We start from the raw sequence: 26,677 nt of genomic DNA, 5'->3' as shown, positions 1-26,677 counted from the left end.
GAAGGTTAAGAAATCATCACAATTTCGTCTCTGGTTAACGAGCGCAGCTATTGTAGCAACTGCTAGAATACTACCAATAATGTTGGTAGCAACTATGCCGAGAAAAGAGCAAGGATGGATTACTTTTCAATTGTCTCCAGAAGAACGGCAACTTTTAGAGCAGTATTGCAAGCAGTTCCAACGCACTAAGACTGATGTTTTACGCTCCTTATTGCGTAGTCTCCAAGCAAAATCACTCAAACAGCAGGGAAAGCAGTTTGATTCTGGGGAAGTTGATCTTGATTTACTTTGAGCAGTGCCGAAGAATCGCTATCGGTAAAGCCAGTTGTTTTGTAACCAAACAAATTTGTAATAGGGTGGGTAATCCCTCTGAAATCGTAAAAAAGCGTTCAAGTTCAACAGTTGACTATGACAAATCCTACAAAATTATTGCGATCGGGTCCTCCGGGACTGGGTACTGGGTAATGGGTAATGGGTAATGGGTACTGGGTAATGGGTAATGGGTAATGGGTAATGGGTACTGGGCAAGAAAATATGAGTAAGATTCGCTTGGGATCTAAATTCCCATCTAAATCTTCCCAGTCCCCAGTCCCCAGTCCCCAGTCCCTAGTCCCCAGTCCCCAGTCCCCAGTCCCTAGTTCAATACCACTTGATATCCAGGGTAGTCAGGATTGGTTAATTTTAGTAAAGCATTTTTTTCTACCATGCTTAATTTTGATTCCATTCGTGCCACAGCAATGCAAAAAGTCCCATACAATTGGGCTTTGATCAAAAACCTGCTTTCACCAGAAGCCAGCTTAGAACTAACTGCGAGTTTTCCCCACGAAGAGTTTCGCCTGTCGGAGGGAGAGGGATACGGATACTCTTGGGGAAAGATGCTTGCAAAGAGCGAGGATATTTCCTTGATGCTCAAATCTAGCGATAATCGCTGGCGAGAGCGGATGGCACAAGGCAGACTTACTTATGACTTGAGACACCTGAGTAAAGTTTGGCGACAGTTGATAGAAGGACTGTGGACAGATTCTTACCGCGCAGCAATAGCTGAAATGTCTGGGTTGCAACTAAAGGACTGTGTAATGGATATTGGATTTCGCCGATATCAATTAGGACAGTTGCATCACCCTCATACAGACGAGCCGAACAAAGTTTTAACTCATCTGCTATTTTTCAATCAGCAATGGTCTGTAGAGTGGGGAGGCTGTTTGCGAATTCTCAAAGACTCCCAGCCAGAATCTGCCTTCCAAGATATTCTACCCCTTAGTGATTCCTCAGTTGCGATCGCACGTTCTGACAATTCTTGGCATACGGTAACTCCGCTTAATTGCCCTGCATCTGAGTCTCGGCTAGCCTTACGAGTTGCTTTTTTTCGGAACGATCGCCTTTCAGATTTTGGAGAAACCCAGCTAGCTGCATAGCAATCAAACAATTTTGGATTTTAGATTTGCAATTTTAGATTGAAAAAGACCATTCGGTACTTGTCCAAAAAACTTTTTAATCCCAAATCCCAAATCCCAAATCGGTACGTTTTTCGTCGTTAGTAATCCCTCTGAAATCGTCAAAAAGTGTTCAAATTCAAAAGCTGACTATGACTAATCCTACAGAACTACTGCGATCGCGCTACGGTGAAGTTCCCTTCAATCACGAAATTGACTGGAACGATTCTCTAGAAACGCTAATAGCCCACCGTTCAGTCCGGTCTTATCTATCCGATCCTTTACCACCAGGAACCCTAGAATGGCTAGTTGCAGCTGCTCAATCTGCTCCTAGTTCAGCTAATATGCAAACCTGGAGTGTAGTAGCAGTTGAAGATCAAGAGCGCAAAGCAGAATTATGCAGGCTGGCTAATAACCAAGTATGGATTAACCAGGCTCCCGTATTCTTCGTTTGGTTAGCAGATTTAGGTCGTCTGGCTCATGTTGCCCTAAGTCGCGGACTAACTCCCGTAGCTCTGGATTACGTAGAACTGTTGGTTAAAGCAATAGTCGATGCTTCAGTCGCAGCGCAAAATGCGATTGTCGCTGCTGAATCTGTTGGTTTAGGAACGGTATATATCGGCGCAATCCGCAAAAGTACTCAAGAGGTAGCCACGTTATTGAATTTGCCACCTTTTGTGTTCCCTGTGTTTGGGTTGTGTGTGGGTTATCCCAATCCTGAAGTACAACCTGTTGTTAAACCGCGCCTACCCCAGCCAGCTGTATTCCATCGGGAAACCTATAAATTGGCAGAGCAAGATGATGCGATCGCTCACTATAATGATATCATGAAAGAGTTCTACACTGAACAAAAGATGAATGTCGCTGGTGATTGGTCGCAACATTCAGCTGAGCGAATAGCCACTTTAGACTATTTAAAAGGGTGTAAGGATTTGCGTGAGACTCTGAATAACTTCGGCTTCAAGTTGTTATAAAAGGAGTCAACAGCTAGAAGACATAGAGAACTCTAAGCATTCACTGTACCTCTAGTCTTAAGTAGACTATGCGCTACGGCGACTAGAGGATAACTTCTGATATCTGTACCAAAGCTTTTGACACTTCAAGACTCCAAACCCTACACTTCAGTCTCAAAAGATGATTTCGGTGCGTAAGTCTAAAAAATAGATATAGAACTTACACACCGTGACAAAATTATGTCATAGCGAGTGCTGCGATCGCAAAGCAATCTCAAACCTTAGTTTTCAGTGCGTAAGTCCTAAAATAGACTCGCTAACTTGTCAGATATAGCAATATCTCCTGCTTGAAACCTTTGTACGAATTTGGGGAATCTGAAGGCATTTAAGTAGTCAATAGGCGAACGATTTAACTGGTATTCCAGCAAGATTTCTCTTTCAAAAAAGGGCTGAACTGTAAGAATCACTTTTTGACTGAGAATTGCTGACCGAAAATCTAGAATTATCCCGCGAAACCAAAGGAGCTTCAAACAATGAATAATTTATCTACCAAAGACCTCAACAGACTACGCTCTCAAAGCAAAATAATTGTTAGTCGAGTGGAGATTTTCATAGAAACTTACTTATCAGAAACCTCCCTTGATGAGAATCTGGTTAACGAAACCTTAGAAGAGATCATCAAGGCTGCGAATAACTTAACAACCGCAGCATCAAAGATGAAAACCGCCGAAACCGTCCATAAACTCAACGTCAACGGTTCAAAATAGGGCTAAGTTGAACCTCATAGCTAAATGGGGATTGAATACAGTTCCAAGTGCTGAGTAATCGATGCTAGATACTCAGCACTATTTAAGTTATGAAGTTGAAGAAGAGTTCAGAAGTCAGAATTCAGGAGCGGAGCCGGAGACGCTCCTGAATTCTGTTCGATAAATGAATCTAGCCTGTTAGGAAATACCATGCTAAAAGGGATAACTTCCAAGTTAAACAACTGGTTACAAAGAAATACAATTGTACGTAATCTGGAATTTTTCCAAGACTTTATTATAATTTCTCTCTGCCTTGGTTTATTCTGTGTGATGCTCATCCGACTGGGAGATATGTTCTTCTCCTTTTTGAATCCATTAGATTTGCGGCAAGTAACATCTGATATCCTGTTTATTTTGATTTTAGTAGAGTTGTTCCGCCTGTTAATTGATCATCTACAACAACAGCGAACATCCGTGACCGCAGCAGTAGAAATTACTATTGTCTCCGCTTTAAGAGAGGTGATTTTACGCGGTGTTCTCGAAATTCCCCGTGACCAAATTTTTGGAATAGCTCTATTTTTAATGGTTTTAACAGGAATTATGGTGGCTTTACCTTGGATATCTCGTTTTCTTGAACAGGTCAAAATTGCTAACCCAGAAACAGCAGAAAAAAAGCAATTGTTGGATAAAAGCTCTCTAGCTTCTGATTAATTGTAATCATAAATACTGTTTGAAAATTAGTTAGCGATCGCAAGTAATTTTAACAAATGTATGATATTCTTTATATATGGAGAATCAAAAGTACAAAATTCTTCAAAAAAAATAAAGTACACTCGAAAACCAGCAATTATCATTATGAGCTTAGGGCATAATAATGTCCAAAGCCTATTTAGTCAGGTGTATCAGATTCCAAGCGATATTGCGGAGATTTAATATCCTTGTGTTTCTATTTAATACATTGTTTGACTTCAAAGTAGTAACTCGTTTGTGAGCATTTACCAACGAGTAAAACCTTTTTCGATAACTTGCTATTCTATATTCATTTGAGCGAGCTTTTGCCTATCAGAATCAAGCTACTCTGTGAAAGAATTCTCCTCATCAGAATTGCTGTTGTTATTTAGAAGGATTTTAAGTGCAATCTAAGTTGTTGTAGAAATCAAAAGATTGTGAAGTATTGCTTGTTAAGCAATAAACACTAACTAACATATCAGTAGAATACCATGCTTGAGAATCTTCTGAATAACCATAATTTACCGTATCCTGATACGATACATCCCATCATTGTCCATTTTGTGATTGCGATGGTGTTGTTTGCCTTCTTGTGTGATGTCATTGGATACTTTACTAGCAACTACCGTCTTTTCGAGGTGAGTTGGTGGAATATGTTTTTCGCTACAATCTCCATCTTCGTCGCCGTTATTTTTGGTCAATTTGAAGCAGGTTTAGCAGAACCTTATAACGCAGCTGAACGAGTACTTAATTTACATATGATTCTTGGCTGGGCACTTGCAGGAATTCTGGCAGCCATTACAGCTTGGCGTTACGTGATTCATTGCCGCACTCCAGAAAAGATATCAGTTTATTACCTAGTAGTAAGTCTACTTTTGACTGTTTTGGTAGGCGTACAAGTGTATTTCGGAGATGAATTGGTTTGGGTATATGGGCTGCACACTGTACCAGTTGTTGAAGCCATAAAGGAGGGCTTACTGTAATGAACCCTGAAATTATTGAGCAATTAAAAACTCAGATGGGAGCAAACGGGTTGCCCTACACTATACCCATTCATCCAAATTTAGTTCATCTTACTCTAGGTTTGTTCTTCCTTGGCATTACCTTTGATTTTATTGGTGTGTTCTTCCCCCTACAAGAACCAATCTTCAAGTTTTTAGCAGTTCCTGCCAATCGTTCTAGCTTCTTTGATGCTGGCTGGTACAATATGCTAGCTTCGGCACTCATCACAATTTTTACAGTAGCAGCAGGCTTTTACGAAATTATGTTGGCAGAACCACTCACTGGGATAAAGAGTGCCTGGGGATTAAAAGCAATGGAAACAATGCTTTGGCATGGAGTAGGTGGTGTTTTTCTACTAGCGCTGATTCTTGGGATGGCGATTTGGAGAGGATTTCAACGCTATATTTGGCGTCAGGATAACAGTCAACAGGTGCAGTGGACTTATTTAGTTTCTGGACTGTTCATCATGTTCATCATGTTCATCCACGGTACGTTAGGGGCGCACTTAGCTGCGGAGTTTGGAGTTCACAATACTGCTGATATATTGTTGCGCTTGGGTAAAGACCCCAACTTACTGCTGAAGTAATCGATGTTAGTCATTTGTCCTACCCTGCGGGAAGCCGCTAAGGCGTCTATGTCATTTGTCCCTTGTAAATGACTAATGACTAATGACTAATGACCAATGACCAATGACTTTTATGGCTATGAAAATCCGAAATATTTTGATATTGAGTGCGATCGCGATCGCCTTAACTGCTGTTAGTCTTTGGATAGGTCAGTGGACATATTCCTGGATGCCTCCTCAAGCCGCAGCAGAATCGCAGTTGGTCGATAAGTTGTTTAGTTTTTTAATCACGCTGGGAGCATTTATCTTCCTTGGAGTCACAGGAACGCTAATCTACTCAGCGATTTTCCATCGAGCAGAGCAATATGATACCAGCGATGGTCCCCCAATTGAAGGAAATATCACACTAGAAATTGTCTGGACTGCAATTCCTGTATTGCTAGTGTTTTGGATTGCCACCTACAGCTACCAAATCTACGAGCAAATGGGGATTCAAGGCCCAATGGAAGCTATGCATATACATATTCCCACAGGGATGAAATCGGCATCTGCTGCACCGATAAATGAGGGTACGGAGACACGGGGACACGGGGACGAGGGGAATGTTAATATCCTGCCATTTGAAGACATTGAAGTTAATGCCAAACAGTGGGCTTGGGTTTTCCGCTATCCAAAAACAGGAATTACCAGCACCGAACTACATTTACCCGTCAATCATCGCATCCGTCTAGCTATGCAGTCAGAGGATGTTCTCCACGGCTTTTATATTCCGGCTTTCCGAGTCAAGCAAGACATTATTCCCAACCGCAACATTGACTTTGAATTCACCCCCATCCGTATTGGCAAATATGAATTGACCGATTCCGAATTTAGCGGTACTTACTTTGCAACCATGCGGGCAAATGTTGTTGTCGAGTCCCCTGAAGATTATAAGAAGTGGCTGCACCAAGCAGCAAATCGTAAACCATGTACTGCAAATAATCAAGCAGCTTCCGAATATGCCCAAGAATCAAAAGAATTAATCAAAGGCTGGGCTACAGTCGCACCAGCACAAGCCCCCGTAGTCAACTACAGCAATTAATGTCACTTGTCTTACTCCCTTCCTCTCTGCGCCTCTGCGCCTCCGCGTGAAAAAAAATCTTTCACTATCCTTCAACCGTGAAAAGAGTAAACAAATGACAAAAAACAAAGGAAAAAAGACAAATGACAAATATTTCCGTTGAAGACATTACAGGTGACGCACCTCAACAGGAACCGAGAACAGACTGGAAGCAATACTTTAGCTTTAGCACAGACCACAAAGTTATCGGTATTCAGTATATTGTTACCGCTTTCATTCTCTTTTTAGTTGGTGGCATATTTGCAATGATCATTCGTGGGGAATTGATTACCCCAGAATCAGACCTAGTTGACCGTAGTGTTTATAATGCCATGTTCACCATGCACGGCACTGTGATGCTATTTGGATGGACATTCCCCATACTTACAGGTTTTGCTAACTATCTTGTACCTCTGATGATTGGGGCGCGAGATATGGCGTTTCCCAGACTCAATGCTGTTGCCTTCTGGATGATACCGATCGCTGCTATTCTACTGATGGCCAGTTTCTTTGTACCCGGTGGGCCAGCGCAAGCCGGTTGGTGGTCATACCCTCCCGTCAGCTTGCAAAACCCGACAGGCAACTTAATCAATGGTGAAGTAATCTGGCTTCTAGCAGTGGCAATATCAGGTGTTTCCTCAATTATGGGGGGGATTAACTTTGTCACCACGATTGTGAAGATGCGCGCACCAGGGATGACATTCTTCCGTATGCCCATCTTTGTTTGGAACGTATTTAGTGCCCAGATTATCCAACTGTTTGGACTACCTGTCTTAACAGCAGGTGCAGTCATGCTTTTACTCGACTTAACAGTTGGAACTAGCTTTTTTGACCCCGCCAAGGGAGGCGATCCAGTTCTATTTCAGCACTTTTTCTGGTTTTACTCCCACCCTGCTGTTTACGTAATCATTCTGCCAGTCTTTGGAGTCTTTTCAGAGATATTCCCTGTTTTTGCTCGTAAACCTCTGTTTGGCTATAAGATTGTTGCTATTTCATCACTCCTGATTGCTGGAGTTAGCGGTATAGTCTGGGTACACCATTTATACGTCAGTGGTACTCCAGGGTGGATGCGGCTGTTTTTCATGCTCACAACCATGTTCGTTTCTGTCCCCACTGGCATTAAAGTATTTGCCTGGACTGCAACGATTTGGGGTGGCAAGCTCCGATTTGATACACCAATGCTGTTTGCGTTTGGTGCATTAATATTGTTTGTATTTGCAGGTATTACTGGCATCACCCTCTCTTCTGTTCCCATTGATGTCCATGTCAACAACACTTACTATGTGGTGGGTCACTTCCACTATGTTCTATATGGCACGGTAACAATGGGGATGTTTGCTGCTATTTACTTCTGGTTCCCCAAGATGACTGGACGTATGTATTACGAAGGCTTGGGCAAGTTACACTTCTGGCTGGCCTTCATTGGCACTAACCTCAACTTCTTCCCAATGCACCCACTAGGATTACAGGGAATGTTGCGTCGAGTTTCTTCTTATGCCCCAGAGTATGAATTTTGGAATATTATCGCCAGTATCGGCGGATTTTTGCTAGGTGTGTCTACCTTACCCTTCATTCTGAATATGATTGGTTCTTGGATACATGGCCAGCAAGCACCGAAGAATCCTTGGCGAGCAATTGGACTGGAGTGGTTAGTTTCTTCACCACCTCCTGTTGAGAACTTTGAGGAAATTCCAGTTGTTGTAAGTGAACCATACGGCTACGGTAAGTCTGAACCATTGGTAGCCGAGCATTAAAATGGTTGATTTTTAAACGCAAAGGTACGCAGAGGTTCACGCAGAGGGACGCAGAGAGTTTGAGATGAGGTATTACGCGATCGCAAACTACTACTTCTCTTTCTCTGCGCCTCTGCGTGAGATAAATATATAGGAGTTTCAAGCAATGGACAGTTCCATCAATCCCTCACACGAGCATACCCATGATGAAGAAGGCAGCAAGATGTTCGGCTTCATTGTCTTCTTGCTGTCAGAGACTTTCATTTTTCTCGGTTTTTTTACAGCATATATTGTCTATAAAACAGCAAATCCTGACTGGCTACCAGCTGGCGTTTCTGGACTGGAAGTCAGAGATCCGGCAATTAATACGGTAATTCTTGTTTCTAGTAGCTTTGTCATCTACTTGGCAGAACGTGCCCTTGCACGCCATGAATTGATAGCATTTCGCCAGTTTCTAATGCTTTCGATCGCAATGGGAAGTTACTTTTTAGTCGGACAAGCGATCGAGTGGAGCCATCTTTCTTTTGGCTTTACCACAGGTGTCTTTGGTGGGATGTTCTACTTACTGACAGGTTTCCACGGTTTGCACGTTCTTACTGGCATTTTGTTACAGATACTTGTTTTTGGTCGCTCTTTCATTCCTGGTAACTACGACACAGGTCATTTTGGTGTAAATGCCACTTCTATTTTCTGGCACTTTGTTGATGTCATCTGGATTGTTTTGTTTGTCCTGATTTATATCTGGCAATGACAAACTAGCACATAATTTGACATCGTTAAATGATGGGCGAGCGCAAAGTATGCTATAAACCCTTGTTTGAATGCTAATTTTGATGTGCTATACCCCAGTGGCTGCTGGTTGTGCAACACCTTTCATTTTGCTCTTGGACAAACTTCAAACGCTAGCTCATGTCGATAAAAACACACGTTAAACTCTGCAAAAAAGTTCATATGTCCAAGGATTATAGGTGTATCTCTCGATTGAGTCCAGGCAAATGCAAGCAAGATAGGCGAAAACTGTCAAAGGCTCTCAGTTCCGTTAGGTGGTAATTTGGCTAGGTTCGAGGCGCGAGCATTAGTTTTAACGGCAACTATTAGACATCTGGTGAAAATGAATGTAGAGACGTAGCACTGCTACGTCTCTACAAGGATTCTGGATAACGCATATTTAATTTCTGGAGATATCTATTGAGCAATTTCCGACTGTAGAGCTAGCTTTTGCTTGGACACAAGATAGGAATGCTCCTGTGATTTTAGGACACATGAATTTCTTATTAGCGTTTGATGTGTGCTTTTACCGTTCTGAATCAGCATTTGAAATCAGCCCTAAAAGAGCGTGACTAGGAAACACAGACAAAGCATCCGCTTTTTAATGAAAACTAACAACCGATAATGCAAAATCGACATTTTGAAGCGTGCTTTGGTTGCCTTGATTATTTCCAACTTGCCTAATTGAGAACCCTCCCAGGACATTCCAGGAGGGTTGTATTTTGCAACTAAACCAACAGACTCGAAGCAACTATAGGATTTACGATCGACAATGTACTCTTATACTTTAAAAGCAATGCCGATCGTATTTAATGTAGTAGATGTTGAGGACAAAGAGCATTACTTGAACTATGAAGAGATAGAGGAAACAAAGGTAGCTGATGAAGGATTACGCAACGATGATTACCTCGATGCTCAATGCTTTTTTGTCCTCCTCAAAAATGGAGATATTCTCCTTCTAGAAATGGCTAGACAAAATCAAGTAAGTAAAAACTTCCTTTACCGCTTACTGATGCCAGGAGAATAGTCTCCTTTAATATCTAGGGCTGCCTGGATGCCGACCGTTGCTATTCTGAAATCCATCGTGGACACACGAATCTGTTGCGATCGCACTCTTTGATCAACTGCGATCGCTCCAGCATCAAATGGTAAAATAGGAGCCGTTGCGAAAACCAAGGAAGAATTCTGCATTAGGCACTTTCTATCGTCAAGCCCCAATCCTCAGTTCCACCATTACTCACTTTCAAGCTTGGCTGACCTAACAGTGCGTCTCTTGGAGAAGTTGGGGAAGTAAAGGGCGCGACCTGTTGAATTTACTACAAAAAAGTGAGGAATCCAATGGCCACATTAGAGTTCAATTAACTTGAAGCCCCAAGGTTTGAGAGCCGCTAGAGCCAGTTCTGGATCTACACCTTCATAAGCTTCCCATTCCAAGGGATGCTCTTTCGGATGTCCGTCGCCGACATTGCCTGCAACTTTGATTATCGGACAGTTGGCGATGCGATCGCGCTCCAAACCTTTTGGAATTGCTAGTTCGATTTTGTGCCCGATAAACTTCGCTGTACTATCATTAGCTACAGATTCACGGATTAAACAAATATCACCAGCGGTCCCCCAAGTAGTTTGGTAAATGTGGAGGAACGATATATAGGTTGCTGGTTTGATGGATCTTTTTAGAACGTGCATTATCTGTAATCCTTACACTATGAGCGAAAAATCATATAAGTATTTTCTATCACGTTCGTTGGAAAGAAGAATGTTTTTAACTCACATTTTGCATCTAGCCCAGGCGATTTTTCATCGCCTGGTGGAATATGTGAAGCTCAAAATACGATAATTGCCCACATACTAACTCCCAACCCAATTGCTGCTAGGTGTTGCCAAAGGAGCGCTCTTACTGGTTGCTTTGCAATTTTTTGCGTTAATAATATAGTCATTAACACTGAGAAAACTATTGTTGTACCTTGCAAAAAGGCAATCACTGCCGGATGAGCAACCAATATTGGCAGTTGTTCACCACCCATACCAAAGGTAGCAAAGGTAACAGGTAAAATTCGCCCGCCTTCGCCTAAGCCCAAGCGCAGATAGTGAGCCAAGTTTCCCCCCAATACCAATGGTAGGTAGCCATAAGCAAGTTCTACAAATTTTCGAGGCTTACGGTTAAAATTGAACACTTGGAGCAAGCCATAAGCCGCGAAGGTAAAAATTGCTGGGATAATTAACACTAGCAACGATAATCCCAAGTGCTGCCAAAACTGAGTTAAATCCACTTGTAACTCCAACCAAGATAGCAATTCTGGCAAGCGATGCAGATATATCCCACCCAACAGCAAAAATAGTAATGCTACTTCATAGCTGCGGGGTACATGAGTTGTCCACAGTTCAATACCAGGAGGGCGCAAGTTGAATTCAACAGAACGATGGGGACAGGCTTTGAGGCAAGTCATGCACAGTACGCAATCTCTGTTATCTTCTAACTGCGCTGGGTGAGAATATAAGGGACATCCATTTGTTTCCAGCCCTTCGCCCTTTTGCGGCCCTCCTTTATAGCACTGATAGGTGGTGCAACTGGCAGAACAAATACCTTGCTGTGCCCGGAGTTCCGTCATGGAAAGTTTGGCAAATAAACCATTCATTCCCCCAATTGGGCAGAGATATCGACACCAAAACCGTCGCTCAAAAAGAGCCGAGAAAATCATCGCCCCGGCGGTAATTAATAGCAGCAAACAAGCACTAAGGTAGGCAGTATTTTCTAAATGCCAGAGTTCTTCCCATAAGAAAATTAGGGAAAATAAACCAAACATGAACCATCCGCCCCATTTTTCAGCTTGTTCTCTGGGCCAGCGCTTGAGTTTTCGAGGCCACAACCATAAAGATAGCTTTTGGGTAATTTCCCCGTAGATCATGAAGGGACAAACAGAACACCAGACACGACCTAAAAAGGGAAAGAGAAATAAGAAGAAAGGCCACCACCAAGCCCAAAATAGATTTAATACGAAATTGCGATCGCGGGTTTGTGGCCCAATAAATAACACTGCAACAATAATCGCAAAAGCCGTTGCAGTCAAACTATAGTTAATGCGATCGGGCCACCAAGGACTACGTAAAAACCGCCGTAAAGGCGGATAGGCATTTAACAGATTCAATCGAAATCGTTTTTTCTTCGTTTCAGCTGGCCAGAAAATTTCTTCTGTTAATTCATTAGCACCCTCCGCTTGCACGATCGCTCTTTCTACGAGATTTTTTAATTCCTTGAGGTTGCCAGGAAAATCATAAGATTGTAGGCGACGCAAGGCTTCGGGGGTAATATGCGGTTTAGAAACGCCTCTAGATCGAGTGTAGAGACTAGTATAATATTCTACCTGTACTTGAATATCAGCTTTCCGCACCCGTAGCGGTGGGACTTTAATAATGTGACCAACAGAACGTTCAATCGTTGGCTGAGTTTTTTCTGAAACAATCAGAATTCTGGCTTTACAGGGGCGAGATGGGGCTGTTGGCTCTCCAGAACGAGTGACGGGTGTATATGTCCCAGTTTTGAGCAACTGCGTCACCGGAGCTAATAATTCTTCGGGCAATTCTTGGATGTTGTTGAGAACGAGAGTACCTTCCCCCAACCATTCCAACAGTCCTACTTTCCCGCCAGTGCGACCGAATAAATCTGCACCGCTAGTTTGGAGAATACCACAATTTACTTTAATAATTGGTTCTCGCCGTTTTGGAGAACCAAAGTGGATGAGAGCTGCAATGTTATCTTTTTCTAACCCTGGTTCTCCAAAAATATCTACTGATTTGCGGTCAGCAGCCGCTTCTCGAATTTGCTCCCGTAGCCGCACAGCATAGCGACTTGTACCGACAATTCCCCGTTGCGCTTTGGTAACTAAGTAGGGTCGCAAGGCTACGGAACGTTCTTGCTCATAGCCAAGTGCAGATGTAACCTGAGCTAATTCTTGAACCAATTGGCGGGAAAAAGCCTGAGCAATTTCGGGATATTGGGTGACTAAAGCACGAAATTTAGCAGCAGGCATAACCCATAAGTGACATTCTGTCACCGTAGTAATTGTGAATAGAGTTAATTCTTCCAACAGCAATTCTTTGAGGTGAATCACTGCTCCGGGGAGGAAGCCGCAAGCTAAGGCGGGGTTGGTTTCATTGGTGCTATTGCTTTCGAGTTGACCTTCCACAAGAATATAAAGGGCTTCTGGAGAAGTGCCTTCGCTAACTAAGTCAGTTTCGGCCGGCACAACTTGTTCTTCAATTACTTGAGTGATCGCATTTAACACTTCAGGGGAGAGAATTCCTAAAGTGGTGCGTTCTTGTAGCCATATAACCGTTTCTGGAGATGTCATCTTAAATTCTCCGTGTAGGCTGTTATGTATAATCAGAATTATCCCTGAGAGGATGTTTTAAAAGTCCCCTTGTCGGTATCAAAAGTTGGAGATCCCTCTAAATCCTCCGATAAATTGGGGGACTTTGATTCCGGTTCCCGCTTTTTAAGGCATTGGTATCCACAGTTCCTGATTCCTAATTCTGTCTTGATTATGGCTTACACCAGTCCAACTAGTACAAGAAGGCAAAAGTAAAAAGAAAAAATGCTTATTTTGTAAGCTTTCTGGCTATTTTAAATGGGTGGTTTATTTACGCCGTGTTGTACTAGAACACCGATTCAGTATTCAGAGCCATGACGAAAAATTCGGGTTTATTTTAGGCGGATGAAGGAAATTGTGGTTTAAATGACCTAAAAATCTGGTTTCCCAGCCTCGCGTTTTATTACTGAATCGGTGTTCTAGCATAGCGAAGCGATAGCACCCAGTAGTGACTCAACAACAACTCGACGACTGGCTAAATCACGATTAAATCGCTTATCGAAGAATGATGTTGCTTTGCATTAGCTTAATTCTGGAAAATATGCTGAGGCTTAATATTTCGAAATTGAAGTAATATTTAAGCCTAGTACTTATACTGTGTATTATGTTTAAGCCTCTGTCATTTGTTTTAGTTGCAGCTACCATTCTAGTAGCAGCAATCAATAATCCCAGTGCTACCCTAGCTCGAACTTGTGCCTCTAAGTGTGGGTCGCACCCAATTCAGTTTATACCTGGGCAATACATCCGATTTGAAGTGATAAATAGCACACCTAACCTGATTAAAATCCAAAAACCCTCCAGGACTGATGCAATATCCTTGAGTCCAGGGCAGAAATTAAATCTAGAACAAATAGAGGGTACTGAGCCAGATACATCTCTGATATTTTGGAGCGAAAAGGGTTTATCACTACAAGCAATTGTCTCCAAACCTAACTTTGGGACATTGCGGCTCGAACTCCGGCCGACCTGGCACTCTCCAGGCGATCGCTCGTTATATATTATGGATGATGGTAGGATAAACGTGTTTTAACAGACAAGTTAGGAGTTAGGAGTTATGAGTTATCAGTTAAGAAATAACTTTTAATTCAAAACTCTTAACTTTTAACTCCTAACTTTTAACTCCTAACTTGTATTGTGCTAGACCGACCTGTATCTGAACTTTCAAAGCCTCGCCGACGCTTACCCGATCAGCGCTGGCAGATTTATCCGCAAAAACCAGAATTTGCCCAAAATCTGGCAGCTTTGACAAATATTTCACCCATTGTCAGCCAGTTGTTGATTAATCGGGGTATGGAAACACCAGAACAGGTACAAGCATTTTTAGAGCCGGAGTCTTTAGTTTTGCCTTCGCCGTTAGAAGATTTCCCAGATTTGGCAATTAGTTTGGAGTTGTTGGAAAATGCGATCGCTTCTCAAACAAAAATTGCTATTTGTGGTGATTATGATGCTGATGGAATGACCAGCACTGCTCTACTTTTGCGTAGTCTTCGCACTTTAGGCGCACAAGTAGATTATGCTATCCCCAGCCGGATGCACGAAGGCTACGGTATTAATAAACGTATAGTTGAAGAATTTCACAGCGAATGTGTAGGGCTAATTCTCACTGTTGATAATGGCATCTCTGCGTTTGAACCAGTTGCTAGAGCTAGAGAACTTGGTCTTGCAGTGATTATCACCGATCATCATGATATCCCCCAAAAATTACCGCCAGCTAATGCTATCCTCAACCCCAAACTAATAGCTGAATCCTCACCTTATCGGGGTGTTGCTGGTGTTGGCGTTGCCTACATCTTGGCAGTTTCTCTAGCACAACAGCTAGGGCAGACTAAGGGCTTAATTCAGCCGATGCTAGCACTATTTACACTGGGAACGATCGCAGATTTAGCCCCCTTAACTGGTGTAAATCGCCGTTGGGTGAAACGTGGTTTACAGCATTTACCCAAATCCAACTTACCTGGAGTGCAGGCGTTGATTCAGGTAGGCGGTGTACAGGCTAGGGGAGATGAGGGAGCAGGGGGAGCAGGGGAAGCAAGGGAGCAGGGGAGCAGGGGAGCAGAGGAGAAAATCTCCAATCCAAAATCCAAAATCCAAAATCCAAAATCGCTAAAGCCTGAAGATATCGGGTTTCGTCTGGGGCCACGAATTAATGCTATTGGTCGGATTGGTAATCCTCAAACTGTGATTGAATTGCTGACTACAGATGATATGGGGGTGGCGCTGGAAAGAGCAATGCAGTGCGAACAAGTCAACGCCTCTCGTCAGGAGATGTGTCAGCAAATTGAACAAGAAGCAATCGCTTATGTAGAAACAGAATTTGTTGCATCTCTACAAGATGAACGTGTATTAATTGTTGTTCAACCAAATTGGCATCACGGCGTTATTGGCATCGTCGCCTCCCGCCTAGTGGAACGCTACGGTGTTCCCGTGTTTATCGGCACTTATGAAGATCAGGGACATATACGCGGTTCAGCACGCTCAATTCCAGAGTTCCATGTATTTGAAGCTTTGGAATATTGTCACGATTTACTAGGAAAATTTGGTGGACACAAAGCAGCCGGGGGATTCTCTCTACCCGCAGAAAATTTACAGGTGTTGCGATCGCGTTTGATTGAGTTTGCTAACCAGTGTCTTGAGCCCCAGCATCTCAAGCCTCTGCTCAAAATTGATGCCGAAGTCAACCTCAATCACATTAATCAGCAGCTTTATCAACAGCTTAATGCCCTACACCCCTGCGGTATGGACAACCCCGATCCAGTTTTCTGGACACCTAATGTCCAAGTGGTTGAGCAAAAAATCGTCGGCAAGGGACACATCAAATTGACAATTGCCCAAACTATCGATAATCAGGAGTATAAAATCAAAGCGATCGCCTGGCGTTGGGGCGACTATTTCCGCTTACCATCGCGAGTGGATATCGCCTACAAACTGAGAGAAAATTACTTTAACGACAACACCACCATTGAACTAGAGTTAATCGGTGTCAGGTTGCCAATTCAGCTTCAACAATTTTTTGCTTCGCCACCTATTCAGTCAAGCACCAACTTTGAGTACAACCAGCGACAGTATACTTGTGGTTTCTATAAAAACGGTATTGAAGCAGAATTAAGAATTAAAAATTCTGAAGGGAGAGTCTTAGCCATGCAGCCAGGACATATAATTGGTTTGCTGGGCACTAATCGTCAAAATGCCAAAGAAGTTGATATCTCTCAACCACAGTATGACAATATTATCCAAGCTGCCCTTCAGGCGTTATCAGTTAGGAGTTAGCAGTTAGCAATTAGCAATTAGCAATTAGCAATTAGCAGTTAGCAATTAGCAATTAGCAATTAGCAATTAGCAGTTGTTAATTAACTTATCACTTGTAACTGTGACACTGCGAGTGCTGATTTATGAGTTACGAGTATGAGTTGAGAAAGAAAATTTAATTCCTCACTCCTAACTCTGAATCAGCACTCAGCACTCTTATAGGTTGCCGTTGCGAAATGCCAGCACAAAGATTACTGCTGGGCCAGCAATCACAATTAGCGCCACGGACAGCAATTGGAAGATAACTTCCCAATTGATACTGGTAAAAGCGTTAAACAAGTCAGACACAGCATCAAACATTTTTCCTTTTCTCCCTTCAATTGTCTTAAAAAATTCAATAACTTAATTACAAAACCCGCAATCGATCATATCTGGCTATGGGTTGTTAGATTTAATTTACTTAACAAAATTATAAGAAAAGACATAAAAACGTAAAATAGGGGGATTGGGGACTGGGGGACTAGTTCGGTTAAGGCAAGAGACGCGATGAATCGCGTCTCTACAATAATCAGTCTTTCATTTTGATGGCGATTTATCGCGTCTTTGTGATCTCGAATTTTCATCAAAAAATCTTAGCCGAACCGTATTGCTTCCCAATCCCTAATCCCCAATCCCCAATCCCCAGTCCCCAATCCCCAATCCAAAATGTCAACTTGGCAATGTGTAAAGCAATGTGGAGCCTGCTGTAATCTTGATCCAGCAGATCGTCCAGACTTAGAAGAGTATCTCTCACCACCAGAACTAGAACTCTACCTCAGCATGGTAGGCGAAGGGGGATGGTGCGTTAATTTCGACCATACCACGCGAGAATGTCGCATCTATTCAAGTCGTCCTCGGTTCTGTCGTGTGGAATCAGAAGTGTTTCAAGATATGTACGGGGTTGAACCAGAAGAAGTCAACGATTTTGCTATTGACTGCTGTCACCAGCAAATAGAAGGAGTATACGGCGATCGCAGTCTGGAAATACTACGCTTTAATCAAGCTGTTGGGCTGTGAGCAGTATGCAAAGAAGCAAAGACACCCCATAATTTTTTATCTCTATCTGTGAAGTTGCAATTTATTACAACAATCTGAGAATATGATAGAAATATGAAAGCACCCTAGCAACCAAAACTACTACCTGTGAAACTTGACTCTGTACCTTTGGGCATTCCTGGCATATCTCAGACTGAGGTTGAGCTAGAACTAAAAGACAGTAATGATTTTAACTTAACTCCTGCGATCGCTCCATCAGTTGATCCTGTAGTTGCCGATAGTCCTCAAAAGCAGCAATCAGCGCTGGTAGTTTTTGGTACAACTTTTGTCACTATTTTTCTAGCAGAAATTGGAGATAAAACTCAGTTATCCACTCTGTTAATGAGTGCAGAATCTCATTCGCCGTGGGTGGTATTTATCGGTTCGGCGGCGGCGCTGATCAGCACCAGCTTATTAGGCGTACTTTTAGGTAGTTGGATAGCCAGCCGACTCAGCCCAAAAACTGTAGAAAAATCAGCAGGTATGATGTTGTTGGTAATTTCCTTAATGCTGTTTTGGGATGTATTCCAAGGTTAGTTAGGAGTTAGGAGTTAGGAGTTAGGAGTTAGGAGTTAGGAGTTAGGAGTTAGGAGTTAGGAGTTGAGACGCGGTTAATCGCATCTGTACATAAGTTAAAAGTTAGAAGTTATTCTCCCTCATCTTCCTCATCTCCCCCACCTCCCTCATCTCCCCCACCTCCCTCATCTCCCTCATCTCCCTCATCTCCCCCACCTCCCTCATCTCCCTCATCTCACCCATTCCCCATTCCCCATTCCCCATTCCCCCTTAATTATATGGATTGGCATCTTTTAGGACTGAGCTTTATTACAGTTTTTTTATCAGAATTGGGTGACAAAAGTCAGCTAGCAGCGATCGCACTTTCAGGGCGTTGTAATTCTCCGCGTGCAGTGTTTTTTGGTGCAGCAGGCGCATTGCTGTTGACAAGCCTGTTGGGATCGTTAGCAGGGGGTGCAGTAGCCGAATTATTACCTACACGCGTCCTAAAAGCGATCGCGGCTGTCGGATTTGCCATCCTTGCTGCACGCCTGCTGTTATTTAACAATGAACCAGCAGTAGATTCTGAACAAACACCCTAAAGAAGAATTCAGAATTCAGAATCCAGGAATCAGAATTACTCTTTGTGGAGGATTGGAATTCTCCAAAGGCTTGAATTCATACTGAATTCTGAATTCTGAGTTCTGAATTCTTCCTCACAAAGTTTCCCAGCCAGTTCCTTTGTAGCCGTATTGAAAAATTTCTGGATGCAAAATTTCTGCCAAAATTTCTAGAGAATCTACCAGTCGTGGCCCTGGGCGATTGAAGTAGGAATTGCCATCAGTGATGTAGACCCTACCAGCTTCAGTCGCGTGTAGTTTTCCCCACTCTGGGCGTTGAGTTAACAACTGGGCTTCTTGGCGAGTGCGATTTAAATCAAAGCCACAAGGCATAAAAACAATTACATCTGGATTCGTTGTTAATAGAGTTTCCCACGGCAAGACAGGAGAAGGCTGACCTGTAGCGCAAAATAGAGACTGTCCTCCTGCTAAGTTAACTAATTCAGGAATCCAATTCGCAGCGACCATCAAAGGATCAGTCCACTCGATACAGGCGACAGTAGGGAGTTCATGTAAAGAAAGTCCTTGGATTCTGTGGTGACAAATTTTGACGCGAGCTTCTAAATTTTCTAAGACTTTTACCGAGTCTACGCCAAAGATGTTGCCGACTCGTTCAATATCAGCCCAAACATCCTGGAGAATATTGGGTTGTAAAGAAATAATCTGAGGTTTACTGTCAACGAGTGTGGCAACTGCCTTTTCAACTTCGTGTAAGCTGACAGCACAAACATCGCACTGGTCTTGAGTGAGAATGTGGGTAGGCTGCAACTGCTCTAAAACATCTGTTTTGATTTCATAAATACTAAGAGCAGATTGCAATAAATTGTTCACTTCATCGTTAATCTGGCTGCTAGAGGCATTGGAGTTTAAACGTGCTTGGGTACAAATGGGGCGATTGTGGATTTCTGGAGGGTAATCGCATTCGTGCGATCGCCCCACAATCGCATTAACCAACCCTAGTGTCGCTAAAATCTCCGTTCCACCGGGAATCAGGGAAACAATTCTTACATTATTATCCGTCATCGCTCCGCCTCCGTAAAAGCTGCCGTTAGCTTGATTTTGACAAAATTTAAGTCATTAGATATCTTTCTCTAGGAGAATCAAGGGTGTTTTAGTAGTCAGCACTAAGCAATAACTTTAACTGGGTATTGGAGACTGGAGACTGAAGATTAGGGATTAAATATTAAGAATTAAGTATCAAATATTAAGGATTAAGAAAGATTTTTCCACTTCCCAGTCCTCAAAACTAAGTTCAAAACATTATACTAATTAACAGTATCTTCATTGGATAGTGGGATTACTTGATAGTAGAATTACTTGATACTTAAGATCATTACAATGCTAATTATCCCCTGGCAAAAATTACTGCTATGAAGTAACAGAAGTAATCAGAAATATCTAGCTCGGAACTCATTAGCCATAGTCATCAAATTTGATTAGAAAAATTATACTTTCCGGTTATGAAAAACCATATCAAGTAATTGTAGTTATACAAAGACGGTTCTACTTTTTGCGTAGAGCTGCAAGGCAAAATTATTTCTTCTTGAGGGCAACTAATGCAAGTGGTGTCAGCTAGAGATATTACAGAGTACAATCAGACCCAAGAGGCTTTACAAATCAGAGAAAATAGTCGGCGAAGACAAAGCCAGACACTAGTGCAGCTAGCAAGAAGCAAGACATTTCAGCAGGGTAATCTCAATGCAGTGTTGAGAGAAATCACAGAAACATCTGCTGGGACGCTCCTAGTAGAGCGAGTTGGGGTATGGTTATATAATGAAGAACGTTCAAAAATTGAATGCATTGATTTGTATGACGTGAGTACTAAGGAGCATACCTTTGGTAACTCGCTTTTAAAAACAAATTATCCGGCTTATTTCCAGGCTTTAGAAGAGGAACGTACCATTGCCGCACATAATGCCATAAACGATACTAGAACCCAAGAATTATCTAAGTCTTATCTTTCAGTTATGGGCATTACATCCCTACTAGATGCACCAATTTGGCTAGAGGGTCGTTTGATAGGCGTAGTGTGTCACGAACATATAGGCAAAGGTCGCCAATGGACTTTGGAAGAAGAGACTTTTGCAGGCTCGATTGCAGATTTTGTGACGCTGGCTATAGAAGCGAGCGAGCGAAATATCGTACAGGAAGCGCTGCGACAGAGTGAGGCGCAATTCCGGGCGATTTTTGAGCGTTCTTCTATCGGCATTGGACTCATAGATATGAAAGCGCAGATAGTTGATGCTAATGTAGCACTGTGCGAGATTTTAGGATATAGCCGAGAAGAGTTATACGGCAAGAGCTTTACTGATTACATTTCTACAGAAAGGGGTGATTTAAAACTTTACAAACAACTGATGTCAGGAATTCGCACAGACTTCAAGAGAAATTCGAGCCTTGGTCTTCAAGCCTCGATACATCAGGAACAGCTTGTCGAAAGACATCGCATTGAGATGGAAAGACGCTGCTTGCATCAAAATGGTAACTTAGTTTGGACTCATATCTCTGTTTCTGTTATACCAGGCAGCAATGGTGAACCTGAGTTTTTTTTAGCGATGATTGAGGATATTACTGAACGTAAGCAAACAGAGTTGAAACTACGTGCCTCTCAAGAAGCAGCAGAAGCTGCCAATCGGGCAAAAAGTGAATTTTTAGCAACTATGAGCCATGAGTTACGGACGCCTCTGAATGCGATTATGGGTTTGTCACAATTGCTGCAACAAGAAATAGTTGGCTCTCTCAATGAAAAGCAGAACGAATATGTAAGTTCTATATATAGTAGTGGTGAACATCTGCTAGCGCTGATTAACGATATTCTTGACTTATCTAAGGTAGAAGCAGGTAAAGAGGAACTGTTACTGTCATCTTTACCAGTGTCAGATTTATGTAATTATGCCATCTGGACAGTGCGCGATCGCGCCTTAGAAAAGGGATTGCAACTCACCTATGAAATTGATCGAGAGGCTGATATTTGCATTGCTGATGAACGGCGCATCAAGCAAATGCTACTCAACCTGCTCACCAATGCCATTAAATTCACCCCAGCTGGTCAGGTATCGCTGCTAGTCAAAAAAGTACCTCAAGGAATAACCTTTACAGTTTCAGATACTGGAATTGGCATAGACTCGAATCAGTTTCAATTTCTATTTGAACCGTTTAAACAACTTGATAGTAGGTTAAATCGGCAGTATGAAGGCACTGGTTTGGGTTTAGCATTAACACGCAAATTAGCGCGTTTGCATGATGGAGATGTTACCGTGACATCGACTTTAGGAAAGGGTAGTCAGTTCACTCTGTTTCTACCAAATTCTGTGCATCTGGGAGATGAGGGAGATGGGGGAGAGGGGGAAAGCACTTTTCAAACCTCTCCCCCTCTCCCCTGCTCCCCTCAGCTAGACATGATATGAGAAGCTTAACTCTTAGCTCGATTTCAGATATAAACTAACGGGGGAGGGATCGATAAGAACTAGGGGTATTTTTGTGCGCCTGCTGACAACAGTGGCAGCTTTACGCTGCTATTTAACTAAACGCTGCTTAGAAAACAAACAGATAGCGGTTACTGAGGATCTGAAACTAGATGACATTACTGGCTGGTATCAGACGGCAGTCGGACTGGTGCCAACGATGGGGAATTTGCATCAAGGTCATTTAAGCTTGATCCAACGGGCGCGGCAAGAAAATTCTACGGTGATTGTGAGCATTTTCGTCAATCCCCTGCAATTTGCTCCCAATGAGGATTACCAATGCTATCCCCGCACTTTAGAGCAAGACCAACAACTTTGCGAACAAGCTGGGGTAGATGCCATTTTTGCACCGACTCCGGAAGAAATGGCAGTTCCCCAGAAGAGTATACAAGAATCAAAAGTTACACAAGTTATCCCCCCATCTGCTATGATAACAGGCTTGTGTGGTCGTTCTCGCCAAGGTCACTTTCAGGGTGTAGCTACGATTGTTACCAAACTTTTCAATTTGGTGCAGCCCAATCGTGCCTACTTTGGTCAAAAGGATGGTCAGCAACTCGCAATTATAAAACGCTTAGTAGCTGACTTAAATTTGCCAGTAGAAATTGTTGCTTGTCCAACAGTGCGAGAAGCGTCGGGTCTTGCCTTCAGTTCTCGTAATCAATATTTGACTGCAACGGCAAAAGAGCAAGCAGCGGTGTTATATCGTGGCTTGCAACGAGCTGAAGCTGCTTTCATTGCAGGCGATCGCAATAGCAACAAGTTGATAGCAATGGTACAGCAAGAAGTAGCAATGGTCAGCACGGTCTCAGTGGAATATATTGAATTGGTTGAACCGACTACGTTGATGTCTTTAGAAAAAGTTGAGGAGGAAGGAATGTTGGCGATCGCAGCTCGTCTTGGTGCTACACGTTTGATTGACAATACAATATTGCGCGATCGTCAACCCATTATCGCCATTGATGGCCCAGCCGGTGCTGGAAAATCCACAGTGGCGCGACAAGTGGCAGCAAACCTGAGTTTAGTGTATTTAGATACAGGAGCGATGTACCGTGCTGTCACTTGGTTAGTACTACAACAAGGGATTGCTATTGATGATGAGTGTGCGATCGCGGAATTAACTAACCAGTGTAAAATTGAACTTACTCCTACCCAAGACTTACAATCGTCCGTGCGGGTTTGGATTGACGGTATCGATGTTACCCAGGCAATTCGCACCATTGAGGTAACATCTCAAGTATCGGCGATCGCCGCACAAAGCGCTGTACGTCAAGCACTGGTTAAACAACAGCAAAACTGGGGTAAAAGAGGTGGTTTAGTCGCTGAAGGTCGGGATATCGGTACTCACGTGTTCCCCGATGCCGAAGTGAAAATCTTCTTAACTGCTTCAGTCAGCGAACGCGCCCGTCGTCGCCAGCAAGACTTTAACAAACAAGGTCAACCCGAAGTGAGTTTAGAGCAGCTGGAACACGACATTGCCCAACGTGACTGGAAAGATAGCACTCGCAAAGTTTCTCCTTTACAAAAAGCAGCAGATGCGATCGAAATTCAAACCGATGGTTTGGACGTATCTGAAGTCACAGCACAAATCGTTAACTATTACCAGCAGCGTTTATCTCAGTGGTAATCACCGCTGTTTGTTGTTATACCGATTCTGCATGAAGATGCACATAATAATACCCCCCTGAGTCCCCCCTTGGTAAGGCTACGGTGTACACACATCTTGGTAATGAAGCCCAAACCCTGGATTTACCCCCCTTAATCCCCCCGATGTATTGGGGGGAATATCCGGTTCTCCCCCTTACCAAGCTACCGTGTATACACAAGTCTATTTTCCCCTTGTATCCCAAAACTACCCCCCTTAATCCCCCCGATATATTGGGGGGAAATCAGAAATCTCTTTCCCTCCCCAATATATCGGGGAGGGTTAGGGTGGGGTAAAACCAGAGTTCAAACCCAAATTCCAAGCTATTTCAGACTTGTACACCGTAGCCTTACCAAGGGGGAGTTAGACGGAGTGAGAAGGACTTGTGTGTACGGCGTAGCCGGGGGGAAATATATGCAGCTTCACAAAGAAACGGTATTAGTTGTTTAATTTCAAAGGGTGGTGGGTGAATGATTATTCACTTACCATCCTCAAAACCACATTTAAAAACAAAATAGCTAATTTGACTATTGGCTATCTCGATTGAAAATCAACCTTTGAGCCTTGGTATTAAAAATATTAGATTAATTAAGTATTAAATCATCTGGCTTTAGACTGATTTCTCACATCACAATAATCCTACCAAAGATGGAAGTATGAAAGCCTTAATTGCTAAATGCTAATTACTTATTAGTCTCTGGAATTTGTGAAATATTAGCCATTTTTATTTATAGTCAGTAATTACTAGTGATTTAACTTATCACAAAAGTACTTTGTTTTCATCTTCACTTTGGTAGTAGAATAACGATGTTAAGTTTTATGTTTCATTATGAAAAGCATAAAACTGTCAAAAACAAAAGCTGCTAATTTCCTGAGCTTCTGCAATAGCTTTCAACTGGAAACCGATAAAGAGAGGATTTCATAAAATGACATTTACACTACCCGCCCTACCCTACGAATTGAATGCTTTAGAGCCTTATGGTATATCAGGCGAAACCTTAGAGTATCATCATGGCAAGCATCACAAAGCTTATGTAGACAACCTAAACAAGCTGATTGAAGGTACAGAACTTGCGAATAAATCCTTGGAAGAGGTAATCCAAATTTCCTTCAAAGACTCCTCTAAAGCGGGAATCTTCAACAACAGCGCCCAAGTTTGGAACCACACCTTCTTCTGGAATTCCTTGAAGCCAGCAGGTGGTGGCGCACCCACTGGTGAACTTGCAGCCAAGATTGATAAAGACTTCGGTAGCTTTGACAAATTCAAAGAAGAGTTCTCTAACGCCGCTGCAACTCAGTTCGGTAGCGGATGGTCTTGGTTGATTGATGATGGTGGTACGCTGAAGGTAATTAAAACACCAAATGCAGAAAATCCACTAGCTCATGGACAGAAGGCACTCTTAACCTTGGATGTTTGGGAACACGCCTACTACATTGACTATAGAAATGCCCGTCCAGCGTTCATCAAGAATTTCCTAGACAAAGTGGCCAACTGGGACTTTGCTGCTGAAAACTTTGCTAAAGCTTAATCAACTCTCAGCCTTAAATTGGTTGTGACCGAACAAGGCAAAAGTAAAAAGTAAAAAGGCAAAAGAAAGAAAAAGCAAAATGGTCACAAGCCCCTAAATTTATTTATGGAATGAAATAATACGTCCTTATTAAATCCCCTAAATTTATTTATGGGGATTATCTTTTTACTAAATATTTGACATACTCCCCGGCGTGAACGCACGGGGATTCTAATTCATGGTTCACAGAAATCCGCTTGCTATATCACTTAAAATATTGAAAGTACCTTGCAATCCGTGCCGCTTAGTGATTGAAAAACGCTAATTTACGATTAAACAACCACAAAATTGTTTTCGGTTAGTGACAATCCAGCCGATAGTTGTGCAAATTTTACCTGAGTAAATCCAGACGCACTGCCATCTTGGTCAAAGAACAGTTCACCTGTAGTGTTGTTATAGATAAATCGTTGATTGCTTGTTGTTGCAGATGTTCCGATGATAAATTGACTAGCTGAGACTGAACCTGGTGATAAACCACCACCAAAACCAGCAGCCGATACCTGAATCAGTTCATTAGCGGCGTTGAAGTCATAAAGACTATCTACACCTCCATTATAATTATTGAAAGCAAAAGTATCAGTACCAGCTCCTCCATAGAGGCTATCATTACCGTTGCCACCTATGAGTATATCATTGCCATCACCTCCATCTAGGAGATTAGCACCTGTTGAACCGCTAGCATTCAATGTATCGTCACCTGCACCTCCTTCTAGGGTGTTATTGCCAGATGACCGAGAGTCGTAGAAGGAGCCGTTGGAGTTGTAGTAGCTGCCAGAAATGTCAAGATAATCATTGCCATCGCCTCCAGAGAGCAGGTTATTACCTGTTGAACCCCCAGCATTCAATGTATCGTCACCAGTTCCTCCATTGAGGGTGTTATTCCCTAAAGAGCGATAGTCTAAGGGGGAGGAGGAGTAGCCAGAGATGTCAAGAAAATCGTTGCCATCGCCTCCAGAGAGTAGGTTATTACCTGTTGAACCCCCAGCATTCAATGTATCGTCACCAGTTCCTCCATTGAGGGTGTTATTCCCTAAAGAGCGAGAGTCGCTTTTGTAACCAGGGGATAATTCGTCGTAGTCGTAATAGCCAGAGATGTCAAGATAATCATTGCCATCGCCCCCAGAGAGCAGGTTATCGCCTTTTGAACCGCTAGCATTCAATGTATCGTCACCT

At 42.7% G+C, this 26,677-nt stretch carries 25 protein-coding genes and 1 pseudogene; 19 read left to right on the top strand and 7 right to left on the bottom strand.

All coding sequences use genetic code 11. The features are described 5' to 3' along the window. Positions 1-94: 94 nt before the first annotated feature. From V7K67_RS23650 to V7K67_RS23600, 11 genes and pseudogenes are all read left to right on the top strand, one after another. A pseudogene (locus tag V7K67_RS23650) lies at positions 95-235 on the top strand (TOBE domain-containing protein); the annotation flags it as partial. A 469-nt stretch (positions 236-704) separates the two neighbouring features. Further along, positions 705-1,415 (top strand): 2OG-Fe(II) oxygenase, encoded by a 711-nt coding sequence (locus V7K67_RS23645; RefSeq protein ID WP_334730071.1) that lies wholly within the window; start codon positions 705-707, stop codon positions 1,413-1,415. A gap of 170 nt (positions 1,416-1,585) precedes the next feature. Further along, complete coding sequence (locus V7K67_RS23640; protein WP_334730072.1) at positions 1,586-2,407, top strand: NADPH-dependent oxidoreductase; 822 nt, start codon at positions 1,586-1,588, stop codon at positions 2,405-2,407. Between the two features lie 512 nt (positions 2,408-2,919). Continuing rightward, a complete protein-coding gene (locus V7K67_RS23635) occupies positions 2,920-3,153 on the top strand; it encodes a hypothetical protein (RefSeq protein WP_334709410.1) in 234 nt (77 codons plus the stop codon). Positions 3,154-3,342: 189 nt separating this feature from the next. Further along, positions 3,343-3,843 carry a phosphate-starvation-inducible PsiE family protein gene (locus tag V7K67_RS23630; protein ID WP_334709411.1) on the top strand — a complete coding sequence of 167 codons (501 nt, stop codon included), beginning with the start codon at positions 3,343-3,345 and terminating at the stop codon, positions 3,841-3,843. 509 nt (positions 3,844-4,352) lie between these two features. Continuing rightward, positions 4,353-4,844 carry a DUF2231 domain-containing protein gene (locus V7K67_RS23625; protein ID WP_334730073.1) on the top strand — a complete coding sequence of 164 codons (492 nt, stop codon included), beginning with the start codon at positions 4,353-4,355 and terminating at the stop codon, positions 4,842-4,844. Next, positions 4,844-5,449, top strand: a complete 606-nt coding sequence (locus V7K67_RS23620) for a DUF2231 domain-containing protein (protein ID WP_335168651.1) — start codon at positions 4,844-4,846, stop codon at positions 5,447-5,449. Before V7K67_RS23625 ends, V7K67_RS23620 begins: the two co-directional genes overlap by 1 nt. 118 nt (positions 5,450-5,567) lie before the next feature. Next, positions 5,568-6,509, top strand: coding sequence for a cytochrome c oxidase subunit II (locus V7K67_RS23615; RefSeq protein WP_334709432.1), 942 nt, complete (start codon positions 5,568-5,570; stop codon positions 6,507-6,509). Positions 6,510-6,631: 122 nt separating this feature from the next. Continuing rightward, positions 6,632-8,281: a cytochrome c oxidase subunit I gene (ctaD, locus tag V7K67_RS23610; protein ID WP_334730075.1), complete on the top strand. Its 1,650-nt coding sequence runs from the start codon at positions 6,632-6,634 to the stop codon at positions 8,279-8,281. Positions 8,282-8,426: 145 nt separating this feature from the next. Continuing rightward, positions 8,427-9,011, top strand: a complete 585-nt coding sequence (locus V7K67_RS23605) for a cytochrome c oxidase subunit 3 (protein WP_335168649.1) — start codon at positions 8,427-8,429, stop codon at positions 9,009-9,011. A 789-nt stretch (positions 9,012-9,800) separates the two neighbouring features. Further along, a complete protein-coding gene (locus V7K67_RS23600) occupies positions 9,801-10,055 on the top strand; it encodes a hypothetical protein (protein ID WP_335168647.1) in 255 nt (84 codons plus the stop codon). On the opposite strand, the gene V7K67_RS23595 is transcribed toward V7K67_RS23600, so the two are convergent. The 3 genes from V7K67_RS23595 to V7K67_RS23585 all read right to left on the bottom strand — a co-directional run bounded on the left by V7K67_RS23595 (position 10,028) and on the right by V7K67_RS23585 (position 13,377). Further along, a complete protein-coding gene (locus V7K67_RS23595; protein ID WP_334730076.1) occupies positions 10,028-10,219 on the bottom strand; it encodes a hypothetical protein in 192 nt (63 codons plus the stop codon). The two genes, V7K67_RS23600 and V7K67_RS23595, sit on opposite strands and share 28 nt — an antisense overlap. A gap of 156 nt (positions 10,220-10,375) precedes the next feature. Next, positions 10,376-10,714: a hypothetical protein gene (locus tag V7K67_RS23590; protein ID WP_334709419.1), complete on the bottom strand. Its 339-nt coding sequence runs from the start codon at positions 10,712-10,714 to the stop codon at positions 10,376-10,378. 137 nt (positions 10,715-10,851) lie between these two features. Next, positions 10,852-13,377 carry a sigma 54-interacting transcriptional regulator gene (locus tag V7K67_RS23585; RefSeq protein WP_335168645.1) on the bottom strand — a complete coding sequence of 842 codons (2,526 nt, stop codon included), beginning with the start codon at positions 13,375-13,377 and terminating at the stop codon, positions 10,852-10,854. 622 nt (positions 13,378-13,999) lie between these two features. Here V7K67_RS23585 and V7K67_RS23580 point away from each other — a divergent pair. Both V7K67_RS23580 and V7K67_RS23575 read left to right on the top strand, forming a co-directional pair. Then, positions 14,000-14,425 carry a hypothetical protein gene (locus V7K67_RS23580; protein ID WP_335168643.1) on the top strand — a complete coding sequence of 142 codons (426 nt, stop codon included), beginning with the start codon at positions 14,000-14,002 and terminating at the stop codon, positions 14,423-14,425. A 104-nt stretch (positions 14,426-14,529) separates the two neighbouring features. Next, the gene (locus V7K67_RS23575; protein ID WP_335168641.1) at positions 14,530-16,662 is read left to right on the top strand and encodes a single-stranded-DNA-specific exonuclease RecJ; all 2,133 of its coding nucleotides are present in this window, start codon (positions 14,530-14,532) and stop codon (positions 16,660-16,662) included. Between the two features lie 195 nt (positions 16,663-16,857). On the opposite strand, the gene psb30 is transcribed toward V7K67_RS23575, so the two are convergent. Beyond that, on the bottom strand, positions 16,858-17,001 hold the full coding sequence (psb30, locus tag V7K67_RS23570) for a photosystem II reaction center protein Ycf12/Psb30 (protein WP_069068686.1): 144 nt from the start codon (positions 16,999-17,001) through the stop codon (positions 16,858-16,860). 345 nt (positions 17,002-17,346) lie between these two features. Between psb30 and V7K67_RS23565 the strand changes: the two genes are divergently transcribed. Together V7K67_RS23565 and V7K67_RS23560 are read left to right on the top strand one after the other, a co-directional pair. After that, a complete protein-coding gene (locus V7K67_RS23565) occupies positions 17,347-17,697 on the top strand; it encodes a YkgJ family cysteine cluster protein (RefSeq protein WP_334730080.1) in 351 nt (116 codons plus the stop codon). 126 nt (positions 17,698-17,823) lie between these two features. Beyond that, positions 17,824-18,252 carry a TMEM165/GDT1 family protein gene (locus V7K67_RS23560; RefSeq protein ID WP_334730081.1) on the top strand — a complete coding sequence of 143 codons (429 nt, stop codon included), beginning with the start codon at positions 17,824-17,826 and terminating at the stop codon, positions 18,250-18,252. Between the two features lie 102 nt (positions 18,253-18,354). Here the strand turns inward: V7K67_RS23560 and V7K67_RS23555 are convergent, their stop codons facing one another. Next, positions 18,355-18,495: a hypothetical protein gene (locus V7K67_RS23555; RefSeq protein ID WP_335168639.1), complete on the bottom strand. Its 141-nt coding sequence runs from the start codon at positions 18,493-18,495 to the stop codon at positions 18,355-18,357. 14 nt (positions 18,496-18,509) lie between these two features. On the opposite strand from V7K67_RS23555, the gene V7K67_RS23550 reads away from it, so the two are divergent. After that, on the top strand, positions 18,510-18,812 hold the full coding sequence (locus tag V7K67_RS23550) for a TMEM165/GDT1 family protein (RefSeq protein ID WP_334709426.1): 303 nt from the start codon (positions 18,510-18,512) through the stop codon (positions 18,810-18,812). A gap of 114 nt (positions 18,813-18,926) precedes the next feature. Here the strand turns inward: V7K67_RS23550 and V7K67_RS23545 are convergent, their stop codons facing one another. Further along, a complete protein-coding gene (locus tag V7K67_RS23545) occupies positions 18,927-19,853 on the bottom strand; it encodes a cobalamin-binding protein (protein WP_334730083.1) in 927 nt (308 codons plus the stop codon). Between the two features lie 533 nt (positions 19,854-20,386). Here V7K67_RS23545 and V7K67_RS23540 point away from each other — a divergent pair. From V7K67_RS23540 to V7K67_RS23530, 3 genes are all read left to right on the top strand, one after another. Beyond that, positions 20,387-22,237, top strand: a complete 1,851-nt coding sequence (locus tag V7K67_RS23540) for a sensor histidine kinase (RefSeq protein ID WP_334730084.1) — start codon at positions 20,387-20,389, stop codon at positions 22,235-22,237. Between the two features lie 73 nt (positions 22,238-22,310). Continuing rightward, positions 22,311-23,918: a bifunctional pantoate--beta-alanine ligase/(d)CMP kinase gene (locus tag V7K67_RS23535; protein WP_335168636.1), complete on the top strand. Its 1,608-nt coding sequence runs from the start codon at positions 22,311-22,313 to the stop codon at positions 23,916-23,918. Between the two features lie 944 nt (positions 23,919-24,862). Next, entirely contained in the window at positions 24,863-25,465 is a 603-nt protein-coding gene (locus V7K67_RS23530) for a superoxide dismutase (protein WP_334706680.1), read from the top strand. 311 nt (positions 25,466-25,776) lie between these two features. Here the strand turns inward: V7K67_RS23530 and V7K67_RS23525 are convergent. Beyond that, positions 25,777-26,677, bottom strand: a 901-nt coding sequence (locus V7K67_RS23525) for a calcium-binding protein (protein WP_335168634.1), incomplete at its 5' end; no start/stop codon positions are given.

Source organism: Nostoc sp., from assembly GCF_036917155.1.
Classification (GTDB): domain Bacteria; phylum Cyanobacteriota; class Cyanobacteriia; order Cyanobacteriales; family Nostocaceae; genus Nostoc.
Note: the sequence above shows the minus strand (reverse complement) of the source record. Positions and strands in the feature narration are given on the sequence as shown.